The organism is Agrobacterium sp. D14 (assembly GCF_001526505.1).
Classification (GTDB): Bacteria; Pseudomonadota; Alphaproteobacteria; order Rhizobiales; family Rhizobiaceae; genus Agrobacterium; species Agrobacterium leguminum.
In genome coordinates this window covers 17,266-29,247 of sequence record NZ_ASXX01000007.1, presented here as the reverse complement: position 1 = coordinate 29,247, position 11,982 = coordinate 17,266, and the positions used below count along the sequence as shown (strand labels likewise).

The following is an 11,982-nucleotide window of genomic DNA, read 5'->3' as shown; positions in this document are numbered from 1 at the left end:
CGGTGAGGGAATGAACCTTACGGGCCGTCGCGGCGTTGCACTCCTGCCGAAACGGTCAGGAGTGCCCCGAAAAATGCTTCATCGCCTGTGTCTTCTGGTAACCACCCTCGCATTGATTTCCGCCTCTGAACCGCCGGCGCAGGTGCCGGTGCCGCAACCGAAACCGGGCGAGACGCAATCCGCCACCCCCTCGGAAAAGCCATCGGACGAGCCGCCGCAAAGTCCGACGGAAGCGCCGAAACCGGCCCCGAAACCGCAGGTCCCGGAAGAGGGGAAACCGGATGACGGCAAGACGCCGGCAGACAAGGGGTCCGATGACAGCAAGAAAGGCGTCGAGGATAAGGCGGGTGAGGGCAAAGAGGAGGGCGAACCACGGAAACCGGACGTTGACGCTGCAAAACCGGATGAGAAGCCGCCCGAGCCGGTGAGGCCGGAAGACCCGGCCGCGCTTCAGGCATGCCTTGGCGCGTTGAAGGATATCGGCGCCGAGTTCAAGCAGCTTGAACCGATCCGCGATGCGGAGCAGGGCTGCGGCATCGAAGCGCCTGTCGAGCTTTCCGTGGTTCTGCCCGGCATCAAGCTGGAACCATCGGGCACCATGCGTTGCGAAACTGCGCTCGCGCTTTCCCGCTGGACAAAGGAGATGATGCTGCCGGCGGCGGCCCTTGCGCTGCCGGAAAAGAAGGTGACGGCCATCGCCAATGCCTCGACCTATATCTGCCGCAACCGCAACAGCGCGGAAAACGGCAAGATTTCCGAACATGCCAAGGGCAATGCCGTCGATATTTCCACGATCGCCTTCGATAAGGGCGAACCGCTTGTTATGAAGCCGCGGGGTGAGGACGGAACGCCGGAAGGCGCTTTCCAGCGCACGATTACCGCCGCCGCCTGCCTGTTCTTCCGCACGGTTCTTTCGCCCGGCAGCGACGCCACCCATCAGGATCACCTGCATCTCGACGTGCTGGAGCGCAAGGGCGATTATCTCTATTGCCGGTAATAAAAAAGGGGCGACCCGAAGGCCGCCCCGACTGGAGATGATGTTTCTGCCCGGTTTTAGAATTTCTGGGTCAGAGAGATTTTGAAGGTGCGTCCGGCTTCCGTATAGAAGTCCACCGGCTGGTTGACGGTGCTGACGGAATTCGGGTTCACGTCGCGAACGCCGACGGCATTCCAGTATTTCCTGTCGAACAGATTGTAGATGCCAGCCTGAATGCGCAGGCCCTTGGTCTGTTCCGGTTCCCACCAGCCCGTCAGGTTGAATACGCCATAGCCGGGGGCGTCGAAGGTGTTGGCCACCCTGTCGTCACGCATGCCGGAGGAGAAGACACCGGTAAATTCCGTGCCCCAGACGTCCTGCTCGTAGCCGATGCCGACGACGGACTTGAAGGGCGCGACCGTGCGAATGAATTCGTTGGTGTCGGTGTCCTTGCCATAGGCGTAAGCGAGCGAAGCATGGGCGAAGAAGCCGTTTGCGAGGTCCTTGCGGACCTTGGCTTCGACACCGGAGATTTCGACGTTGTTACGGTTGCGATAGGTGAAGAGCGATCCGTTGCCCCTGCCGCCGAAGCCGGGGAAGAGCGTCGTCGAGGTCGTGTACTGCTCGATGAAGTTCTTGTACTTGTTGTGGAACAGCGTCAGGCTTCCCGTGAGGTCGCCGGAGGCGTAGTTCGCGCCGATTTCGAAACCGTTGCTGGTCTCGGGGTTGAGGGAGGAATTACCGACCACCGCGTAACCGGAGCTGATGTTGGAGAAGTTCAGGTACAGTTCGTTGATCGTCGGGGCGCGATAGGCCATCGACCATTGCGCGAAGAGCTGCAGTTCCGGTGTGACGTCATAGGTCGCGAGAAGCTTCGGCGAGAAGCGCGAGCCGCTGTTGCCTGTCGGCAGGCCGAAGGTTCTGTAGCCGCCATTGCTGGAAACCGAGCCGTCCGGGTCGTAGTCATAGGAATCGAAGCGCAGGCCGGGGGTCAGGCGGAAGCCGTTGCCGAAGGCGATTTCGTCATCGAGATAAAGACCGAGGCTCTTGCCGCTCACGTCAGGCATGTCGGACTGGGAAGAAGACGTCACGCCGGCCGTGTTGGCGTAAAGCTCCTGGCTGAAATCGGTCGTCATGGCGTTGCCGCCGAAACGAACCGTATGCTGCACGCCGCCAAGCTCGAAGCCGGATTCAAGTCCGCCGACGATGCCGAATGCGCTGTTGCGCATGCTGTCTTCGCGAATATAGAGCGAATTGTTGGTCAGGCGGTCACCGGCGCCGGATTCCTTGGAAAGACGCGTCCAGTATAGCGATAGATTGGCGGCATCGATGAAGCCGTCGGTCGAGGGCGCTTCGTATTCGTAGTCGAGCGATACGCGATCGCGCTCGGTATCCTCGTAGCCCCGGTAATCGCCGATCCGGTAGGTCGAGCCCGAAACGCTGACGCCCTGCAGGGTCTTCATGTCGCTGCGGTTTCTCAGCGAATAACGCTCGGCCGTCAGCCCGATGCGGTGACCGCCTTCAAGATCCTGACGGATCTTGAACATCAGGTTGCTTTCATAGGTGTCGGCGGGATTGGGCTTGGTGCGGCGCGTTCCGTAGACATCCGCCGTGCCCTTGTTGTCCGTCTCGTTGCCGCGCTTGTAGGAGCCCTGGAACAGGACCGAGGTATTCTCGATCTTCTTGGCGACGGCGAGCGATCCGCCCACGCTTCTGTCTTCGCTGTCATAGGTGGTCTTGGCCACGCCGCCCCAGTCCCTGCCTTCGCCGATCAGGTCTTCCGGCTCGAGCGTGCGCAGCACCAGCGCGCCGCCGAGAGCACCGGAGCCGATACGGCTGGAATCTGCGCCGCGCACCACATCGACCGTCGAGAGCGAGGAAAAATCGAAGCTCGAGCTTGTGTCGCTGAGGGTGGTGGTTGCCTGACCCTGACGGGCGAAATTGTTGAAGTAAGGAACGGGAATATTGTCGATCAAAGTGACGACGCGTGCGCCGCCGAGGCCGCGAATGAACAGGCCGCCGGGCCGGCCGGGCTTGGCATCGACGTAATCGACGCCCGGCTCCGTGCTGTTGCCGAGGTCCTTGATGCTGCCGATATCCTTCTTGCGGATGTCTTCCGCCGTGGTCTGGCTCGCCAGCGGCGTGTCGGCGGCGGCATTGGCGCTTTTGACGCGCTTGCCCTTGACGACGATCCTTTCAAGCGTGGTGGCGCCGTCCGCCTGCGACGCGGCATCCTGTGCCAGCGCGGGGCCGGCAAGCGGCAGAAGAGAGATGGCAGTGCACAGAAGCAGCGCGGAATGCGTGCGCGAAATGGACATTAAGTACCCCCAGGTAGGCGCGCGAATGGGCCACGGCGTGCGAAAGCACGCCGCGCTTGCCGCCGCGGCTGAAACTGTTTTGATTGTTACGGGCGAGCCGATAAGCGAGGACTAAAAAACATGACGATAACTGTCAACATATTATATATGACTTTTAGCATCATGTTTTAAAGCATAACAGTATGTTGCAAAAATATGACGCTTATCCGCTCTCGAACGTCACTGGCAAATGGGGTGTGAAAACGCCACGGTACGGTCAAAGTCCCGACATTGCCGCTTGCTAGGATATTCGCAGCCAGTTTACATGGCGAAACAAACCATGCCCCAACAATAAACAGATTATTAATCGGATACGGAAATGAAGTCTCTTGAACTGCTCGTCGAGCGGATCATCCTCTCCAGCCGCTGGCTGCTCGTCGTTTTTTATCTCGGGCTCGTCGCGGCACTGGCGGTTTATGCGTTTTCCTTCGCGCTCAAGTTTCTGAAAGTTGCGAAGAACGTTTTCACCTACGACGAAGCGGACATGATCCTCGCCATGCTGGGTCTGATCGATGCGGCGCTGGTCGCCAGCCTGATCGTCATGGTGATGATTTCCGGTTACGAGAACTTCGTCAGCCGCTTCGACGATGCCGATGCCGAGGTTTCCTTTCTGGGCAAGCTCGATTCCGGCAGCCTGAAAATCAAGGTCGCGTCGTCGATCGTGGCGATCTCATCGATCCACCTGCTGCAAATCTTCCTCAATGCCAGTCAATATTCGGACAGCAAGCTGATGTGGTTCACCATCATTCATCTGGCTTTTGTCGTCTCGGCGGTCATGCTCGGTTTCCTGGAAAAACTGATGGCCAAGCCGAAGGACAAATCCGAAAAGCCGGTGCTTTGATCAGGATGGTCCAGCCGATATGAAGGTCGCAACCCCGTTCTGGCCATGCCGCATGTTTCTCGCTCCGGGCGCTGCGTCCCGGCGTGTCGAGGGTGCGTGAATGGTGAAGACGGAGCGTCAGGCCAGACTTTGCGACGATCTGTCGGCTGCGGCCGACAAATCCCAATGGCTGGAGGCGCTGCGGGAAGTGATGCGCGCCTTCGGTTACGCCTATGTGACCCTTTTGCGGTTGCCCGGCGGACAGAATGCCTATGCCTTGCCGACGGTTGTCGAAAGCAGCCTGCCCATCTGGGTCGTGAATGCGATGACCAGGGACGGCGCACTTGGGGACTGTCCCGTCATCAAGCGCGGCGCGTCATCGATGATGCCGCAATATTGGTCGCTGCAGGATCCGGATATTGCCTGCGGACCGCTGGTGGATGCGGCGGCCTCGCTGAGCAGCATGGGCATTACGGCCGGTCTGATGGTGCCGGTGCATGGCATGTACGGCAACCGGCATCTGATGAATTTCGCAGGCGATCGCGATATCCTGCCGCAAGCCGCGCTCAACGAGCTGGGCATGATCGTGCTGCATGCTCTGGAGGTTTATGACCGGCTTTGCCGCACCAACTCAAAAGGTCCATCGCCGTTGACGAAGCGGGAACTCGATGTGGTGCGCTGGACGGCGCAGGGAAAGACCTCCGTGGAGATCGCCGAGCTTCTGTCCATCTCGGAACATACCGTCAATGCCTATATGAACAACGCCATCCGCAAGCTCGACTGCGTCAACCGCACCCAGCTCGTGGCCAAGACGATACGCCTTGGCCTGATAGACTGATCGATCCTGTCGTTTTCGGCAGGCCTCGCCTTACCGGTCGAGAACCGAGCGAAGCTCGACGAGATTCGAGCGAACCCGCAAAACGTAAAATCCCATGGTGGCGAGGTGCGAGGGCATGATCCAGCCGCTTTCCTCACCATTGGAAATGATCGCCGGCTGGATGCGCAGGGCTGCGCGGGTCTGCAACAGCGTGTCGTTCCACAGGTTGGTCAGGTTACGCTCGCGGATGACCTGTGCGAAGTCCGATCCGGCGGCGGAAAGCACGCCGTAATAGCCGTAGAGCTGGCCATAGGCGAACCAGAAGCGGTCGTCGGCGCGCGTATCGAACCAGCCGCCATTATAGTTTTCCGAACGCTCGCGCAGAATTGCAGACGTGGAGCCGATATCGCCGGCGATACGGTCGATGAACTGGATGAGGTTGTCGGCGCGGGTATCGAAGACGGCCTTGCAGGCGGCAAGCTCGCCGTTGAAGGCCTGGAAGCTGCGGATGGCGGCGCGATAATAGGCCGGCGTCGGCGTCTTCGGGCCGAAAGGATCGAGACCGAAATACCAGGAATATTCGCTGAACTGCATGTTCCCGCGCGCTTCCTGGAGATTGTTGTTGATGCCGGAGGTTCCGCGCACGCGGCCGAGCGTATCCACCAGTTCCACCGAGGTGCGGCGCACGGCCTGGTTTACGCCGCGCTGGAAAGACGCCTTGTTGTCCAGAAACGGCGTGCTGTCCCAGTCCATACCGAAAAGGCCGAGACGATAGAGCAGCATGGAGGAAATCCATGCGTTCTGGTTGACGTTGAAATCGGTGAGATCGGCGGCCGCGTCGACGATGGCCGAACGCTGGCAGACCGGCGCGGATGTGTTTGCGGCGGCACCCGTTGCGCCACCCGCCGGGGCGGCGGCGGGCAATTCCTGCCCGGCAGGCACGGTGCGCTCTTCAAGCTTGTAGCGCGCGACGTAATCCGGGTCGAAATTCGTCCAGACCTGGGTTTGCCAGATGAAATATCCGTAAAAGCCGGCAAGAAGAATGACGATGAGGGCAATCGGACCCTTGATGAGCCAGTTGCGGCCGCTGTACCAGCCATGGGCGGCCATGAAGGGCCACAGAAGCCAGGCGACGAGAAGACCGGCGGCCCTGCCGATGGCGCTGAAGGCTGCCTGAATCAAAGCGGTGATCCGGTCGATCATGTCGTCATAGTCTCCTCTGCCCGTGGGGCTGGACGCCGGAAGAAAAACACGCGGCCCGCCCGCGCCCTTCGGCGCTTCGTATAAACCGCGGTCATTTACTGTCTTCCAGATATGTCCCGGTCAACCGGGATACAACATGATTGCGAAACTTTTCTCAACCTGCGGTCCGCGCCGGCCATTGTGGCTTTCCACACCGATTGTGGAGCAACAGCCGCCGCGGAACCGAAGGGATATGCGCCTAGAGGCCGAGCTTGGCGATCTCGTCGTTCAGCCGGTCGCGTGCCTTTTTCGGCAGTTTGCCGTTCTTGACGGCGTCCAGATTGGCCGGCGCGGCATCGCCGACGACAACGAGCGCGATCATGCCCATGCCCAGATGCGGTGTGCATTTGACGACGTAGGCGCCTTCCTTCTCGACCGTCAACTTCACCGTCTCGTTCATCTTGCCCTTGAAGTCTGCGACACCCTCGGGGATCATGTCCTTCACGGCTGCCGCATCATGGCCCTTGTCGACCGGGACGAAGGTGATGACGTCGCCGACGGCGGCCTTGACGGTTGCGGGCTCGAAGACCATCGCCTGACCGTCGCTGCCCTTGTTGAGCATCTTCACTTCGATTTCGGCAGCAAGGGCGGGAAAGGCGAAAAGACCTGCGAGAATGGCGAGGCCGGCGAATTTGGCAGTTCTGTTCTGCATAGTTTTGCTCCTGAGAGAAAGCACATCCACGCGAATGTGTCGCCGTCGTCTTAGCCCAGGAGCGGGGGAGCCATCTTTGCGGAAAATCAAATGCGGCAACCGGACGCAGATGTTCACTCGCCCTTGAACGTCTCCACCCAGTGGCGGCGGCAGAAGGAAACATATTTCTCGTTGCCGCCGACATCGATCTGCGCGCCTTCCGTCACGACCTTTCCTTCATTGTCGAAGCGGGCCACCATCGTCGCCTTGCGGCCGCAATGGCAGATGGTGCGGATTTCGCGAAGCTCGTCGGCAATGGCAAGCAGTTCTTTCGAAGCGGGAAAAAGCTTTCCCTGAAAATCCGTGCGCAGGCCATAGGTCATGACCGGGATGTTCAGCCTGTCGACAATGTCGGCAAGCTGCCAGACATGGTGTTCGGAGAGAAAGTTGGCTTCATCGATGAAAACGCAGGCGACCGGCGCTTCGGCAGTGAGGGCCGATACCTCGGCGAACAGGTCGGTATTGTCATCGAAGGTCAGGGCGTCGGAGGAGAGGCCGATGCGCGAGGCGACACGGCCGACGCCAGCCCGGTCGTCAAAGGCGGCCGTGAAGATCAGTGTGCGCATGCCGCGCTCCTGATAATTGTAGGATGCCTGCAGCAGCATGGTCGATTTGCCGGCGTTCATCGCCGAATAATTGAAATAGAGTTTTGCCATTATCCACTCCCGGAGCGCCCTTGCGTCCTTCGGACGCTTCTTAACAATGCTCCAACCTGTTGAAGCGGCACACCGCGACTCACGGAGCCGATTCTTGTTTATGCCGATGCTGCAGCCAGCGTCTTTTGACGGCGAAGAAGCGGATTGAAAAGTGCCGCAGTGGGAAAAACACAGATTTCCGCAACCGGACTGTTTGTCGCATTCGGGCGTTAAAACCCGGTGATTTTCACGATTTTGTCGCAAACGGTGCGCCAAAGCACGCAAATGCGCGCGAGTTGATTGTGTCCGGCAGATATTGATAATGGCAAGGGAACGAAAAAACAGGGAGCAAGCCATATGTTTGCAAATAGAAGCCGCTGTCTGGCCTTGGCCGCAGCAATCTCCTCCATGACGTTCAGTGCGGCCGGTGCTGCGGAACCGGCAAGCTGTGGCACAGTGCGCTTTTCCGATGTGGGCTGGACCGACATCACCGCCACGACGGCCACCGCCACCGTGCTTCTGAAAAGCCTTGGCTATGAAACCGACGTCAAGCTTCTCTCCGTACCCGTTACCTACACATCCCTGAAAAACAAGGACATCGACGTCTTCCTCGGCAACTGGATGCCGACCATGGAAGGCGATATCGCGCCCTACCGCGAAGACAAATCCGTGGAGACGCTGCGGGAAAACCTGACCGGCGCGAAATACACGCTGGCGACCAACGCCAAGGGCGCCGAACTCGGCATCAAGGATTTCAAGGACATCGCCGCCCACAGCGCCGATCTCGGCGGCAAGATCTATGGCATCGAGCCGGGCAATGACGGCAATCGCCTGATTCTCGACATGGTGGCCAAGGACAGTTTCGGTCTGAAGTCATTCGAGGTGGTCGAGTCGTCCGAACAGGGCATGCTCTCCCAGGTGGCCCGCGCTGAAAAATCCGGTGAGCCCATCGTCTTCCTCGGCTGGGAACCGCATCCCATGAATGCGAATTTCAAGCTGACCTATCTGACCGGCGGCGACGAGGTCTTCGGCCCCAATCTCGGCGGCGCGACGATCCATACCAATGTCCGCAAGGGTTACGTCGAGGAGTGCCCGAATGTCGGCGCCTTCCTCAAGAACCTGCAATTTTCCCTGCCCATGGAAAACGAGATCATGGGCAAGATCCTGAATGACGGCCTTGAGGGCGAGGCGGCTGCAACCGCCTGGCTGAAGGCCAATCCGACGGCGATCGAGCCCTGGCTCGCCAACGTCAAGACCAAGGACGGCAGCGCCGACGCCCTGCCTGCCGCCAAGAAGGCTCTCGGCCTCTAAGCCGCAAGACGATGCATGACTGCATCCGGCCTGCGCGGCAGGCCGGATCAGCGGGAAATAACGATGCCCATGCATGACCTTGCCTGTGAATTTTCAGACATTGAAGGTCATGCGCCAGCACCGCGTCCGGCAGTTTCGCTGCCGGCCGTCATTTCTGCATTGGAGCAATCCCGGTGAAACGGGATGACGATGCTCTATTTCTTTGTTGTCTGCGCAATTCCGGACGCAAAACCGCTCTGCACTTTTGCCGGAATTGTTTTAGTTCACGAAAGGTCTTTTCTTACCGTGGAATGGCTCAGCGCTCCTGAAAACCGCCTGCCCGTCGGCCGATATGCCAAGGAGGCCATTGACTGGCTGACCGGCAATCTCGCTTTTTTCTTCGATTGGCTTTCCTTCATTTTCCAAAGCGTCATCAACGCCCTGCTTTATGTGCTGCAGGCGCCGCATCCGCTCATCATCGTGGCCATCCTGACGGCGCTTTCCGCCTGGACGCGCCGCTCCGTCGGCATGCCGGTCTTCACGGCGCTCGGCCTGCTGCTCATCATCAATCTGGGCTACTGGAAGGCGACGACAGAAACGCTGGCGCTCGTCATCGCCGCCAGCGCCGTGTGCATGATCATCGGCATACCGCTCGGCATATTGGCGGCGCGGCGCAAATGGATCTATGCCGGCATGCGCCCGGTGCTGGACCTGATGCAGACCATCCCCACCTTCGTTTATCTCATCCCGGCGCTGGTGCTGTTCGGTCTCGGCATGGTTCCGGGGCTCATCGCCACCGTCATCTTCGCTATTCCGGCTCCCGTGCGGCTCACTCGCCTCGGCATCGTGTCGACGCCGCCGGCGCTGGTGGAGGCGGCCGTCGCCTTTGGCGCGACGCCGTCGCAAGTATTACGAAAGGTGGAGCTTCCCTTCGCCGCGCCGCAGATCATGGCTGGCCTTACCCAGACGATCATGCTGTCGCTGTCGATGGTGGTCATTTCCGCCCTCGTCGGCGCCAATGGTCTCGGCGTACCCGTGGTGCGCGCCCTGAACACCGTCAACATCGCCATGGGCTTCGAAGCGGGACTGTGCATCGTCATACTGGCGATCGTTCTCGACCGGCTTTTCCGCCTTCCCGGCGCGGAGGATGATCTATGAGTGACGCCATCATCTTCGGAAATGTCGATATCGTTTTCGGCGACCGGCCCGATGCGGCGCTGCCGCTGATCGACAAGGGTAGCACGCGTGACGAGATCAACGCCGAAACCGGACTGGTTCTCGGTGTCGCCAATGCCTCGCTCTCGGTCAGCGAGGGCGAGATACTCGTGCTCATGGGGCTTTCCGGTTCGGGCAAGTCGACCCTGCTCAGGGCCGTCAACGGGCTTGCGCCCGTGGTGCGTGGCAATGTCGGCGTGAAGACCAAAACCGGCTATGTCGATCCCTATCGCTCGACGGCGAAAGCGCTGCGCGACCTGCGCATGCACACGGTCTCCATGGTCTTCCAGCAATTCGGCCTTCTGCCCTGGCGCAATGTGGCCGATAATGTCGGCTTCGGGCTTGAGCTTTCCGGCGTGCCGGAAGCCGAGCGCAAGCGCATGGTGGCCGAGCAGCTTGAACTGGTCAATCTCTCCGCCTGGGCTGACCGCAAGGTGGGAGAGCTTTCCGGCGGCATGCAGCAGCGTGTGGGGCTGGCGAGAGCCTTTGCCACCGGCGCGCCGATCCTGTTGATGGACGAACCGTTCTCGGCGCTCGACCCTCTCATCAGAAGCCGCCTGCAGGACGAGCTTCTGGAGTTCCAGAGCCGGCTGAAGAAAACGATTCTCTTCGTCAGCCACGATCTGGACGAGGCCTTCCGCATCGGCAACCGCATCGCCATGATGGAGGGTGGACGCATCATCCAGTGCGGAACGCCGCAGCAGATCGTCAAGCAGCCAGCCACGCCCTATGTCGCGGATTTCGTGCAGAACATGAACCCGATCTCCATGCTGACGGCCGCCGATGTGATGAAGCGCGGGGTGGACGAACGCAACGGGCAGATGACAGTCGCCGCCACCGCCCGCCCGTCATCGCCGCTGATCGATATTCTCGATGCGCTGTCAAAACATTCCGGCGCGATCGGCGTCGTCGACAACGGTGCGATCGTCGGCACGATTTCCGCCGATGAAGTCGTGGCGGGGCTGACGCGTCACCGCAGAAAATAGTGATTCGCCTGTCTGAAAAAGAAAGGGCCTTCCATGGAGGGCCCTTTTTCTGTTTCCAGATGATCTTTGCGGAGCAAGTTATACCTTCCCACGGTAGCAAAGAATATTTTTGATATCACAAGTTATGCATGAAAATAATTACTAATAAAAATCATATTGCAAACTTAGAGAAAATTGCGCAAAGTTAATCTAGATTCTTTAGCTCGCTGCTAAATTTAAGGTGGTAATAGATTGCAGCCTCAAAATCCGGCATTGGGTAACAAGATTTCGGCGCTCAACTTTTGATCGTTTATTGCTTATAAATACTGCCGCTAATACATATGTTTATCATCAAATTGACAAAAAACAGGCAAAAAGCTGATAATTTGGTCACAATATTTTAAGTAAATAACCGGTGAAGAATAGTCTTTGAAAGGGACACGATATAAGCAAGATTTAGGTATATACAACGTATCGACTGAATTATAAAAACACCTTTTGGAACACCTATAATAGCCACCATGACCGTCTTTTTCGACTGTCATCAGGAGACTTGAGCGTATGGATAACCAATCTCTGTCGGAACATAGCATCGCCGCTGCAGACTTGCTCTCAGCCATGGCGAATCCCAAGCGCCTGATGATCTTGTGCACGCTGGTGGATACGGAAGTGCCGGTTGGTGTTCTCGCTTCACAGGTTGGTCTCAGCCAGTCCGCTCTCTCGCAGCATCTTTCGAAATTGCGTGCCCAGCGGCTGGTGAAGACACGACGGGATGCGCAGACCATCTACTATTCCAGCAATTCTGAATCCGTGAAAAAGATCCTCGCCTCCCTCGAGGAAATTTACTGCCAGGCGCAGAAGAGCAGCAAGACCGCTGCGTGATCCCAAGGCCCTGTTAAGGCCCGGCAGCATCACTCGATTGAAACCGGCGCACGACGCCGGTTTTTCTTTTCAGGGGCCTTCGCTGCGGGTGC

Annotated in this window: 11 protein-coding genes; 7 read left to right on the top strand and 4 right to left on the bottom strand. The window is 58.9% G+C overall.

Annotation, left to right across the window (positions count from 1 at the left end; all coding sequences use genetic code 11):
- Positions 1-73 precede the first annotated feature (73 nt).
- The gene (locus L901_RS05430; protein WP_059754208.1) at positions 74-997 is read left to right on the top strand and encodes an extensin family protein; all 924 of its coding nucleotides are present in this window, start codon (positions 74-76) and stop codon (positions 995-997) included.
- A gap of 56 nt (positions 998-1,053) precedes the next feature.
- Here L901_RS05430 and L901_RS05425 read toward each other — a convergent pair whose 3' ends face one another.
- Positions 1,054-3,294, bottom strand: a complete 2,241-nt coding sequence (locus tag L901_RS05425; RefSeq protein ID WP_059754206.1) for a TonB-dependent hemoglobin/transferrin/lactoferrin family receptor — start codon at positions 3,292-3,294, stop codon at positions 1,054-1,056.
- Between the two features lie 358 nt (positions 3,295-3,652).
- Here L901_RS05425 and L901_RS05420 point away from each other — a divergent pair, with 358 nt between their 5' ends.
- Together L901_RS05420 and L901_RS05415 are read left to right on the top strand one after the other, a co-directional pair.
- Complete coding sequence (locus L901_RS05420) at positions 3,653-4,174, top strand: TIGR00645 family protein (RefSeq protein WP_003524933.1); 522 nt, start codon at positions 3,653-3,655, stop codon at positions 4,172-4,174.
- A 100-nt stretch (positions 4,175-4,274) separates the two neighbouring features.
- Positions 4,275-4,991 (top strand): helix-turn-helix transcriptional regulator, encoded by a 717-nt coding sequence (locus tag L901_RS05415; protein WP_059754203.1) that lies wholly within the window; start codon positions 4,275-4,277, stop codon positions 4,989-4,991.
- A 30-nt stretch (positions 4,992-5,021) separates the two neighbouring features.
- On the opposite strand, the gene L901_RS05410 is transcribed toward L901_RS05415, so the two are convergent.
- From L901_RS05410 to L901_RS05400, 3 genes are all read right to left on the bottom strand, one after another.
- Complete coding sequence (locus L901_RS05410; protein WP_059754200.1) at positions 5,022-6,173, bottom strand: DUF2333 family protein; 1,152 nt, start codon at positions 6,171-6,173, stop codon at positions 5,022-5,024.
- A 238-nt stretch (positions 6,174-6,411) separates the two neighbouring features.
- Positions 6,412-6,864, bottom strand: a complete 453-nt coding sequence (locus L901_RS05405) for a pseudoazurin (protein WP_003524080.1) — start codon at positions 6,862-6,864, stop codon at positions 6,412-6,414.
- Positions 6,865-6,977: 113 nt separating this feature from the next.
- A complete protein-coding gene (locus L901_RS05400) occupies positions 6,978-7,559 on the bottom strand; it encodes a thymidine kinase (RefSeq protein WP_059754197.1) in 582 nt (193 codons plus the stop codon).
- Positions 7,560-7,946: 387 nt separating this feature from the next.
- Between L901_RS05400 and L901_RS05395 the strand changes: the two genes are divergently transcribed.
- From L901_RS05395 to L901_RS05380, 4 genes are all read left to right on the top strand, one after another.
- The gene (locus tag L901_RS05395) at positions 7,947-8,849 is read left to right on the top strand and encodes a choline ABC transporter substrate-binding protein (protein ID WP_371259706.1); all 903 of its coding nucleotides are present in this window, start codon (positions 7,947-7,949) and stop codon (positions 8,847-8,849) included.
- A 285-nt stretch (positions 8,850-9,134) separates the two neighbouring features.
- On the top strand, positions 9,135-9,986 hold the full coding sequence (gene choW, locus L901_RS05390) for a choline ABC transporter permease subunit (protein WP_059754593.1): 852 nt from the start codon (positions 9,135-9,137) through the stop codon (positions 9,984-9,986).
- On the top strand, positions 9,983-11,029 hold the full coding sequence (choV, locus tag L901_RS05385) for a choline ABC transporter ATP-binding protein (RefSeq protein ID WP_059754195.1): 1,047 nt from the start codon (positions 9,983-9,985) through the stop codon (positions 11,027-11,029). Before choW ends, choV begins: the two co-directional genes overlap by 4 nt.
- Positions 11,030-11,569: 540 nt before the next feature.
- Positions 11,570-11,890, top strand: a complete 321-nt coding sequence (locus L901_RS05380; RefSeq protein WP_003524068.1) for a helix-turn-helix transcriptional regulator — start codon at positions 11,570-11,572, stop codon at positions 11,888-11,890.
- Positions 11,891-11,982: the final 92 nt, after the last annotated feature.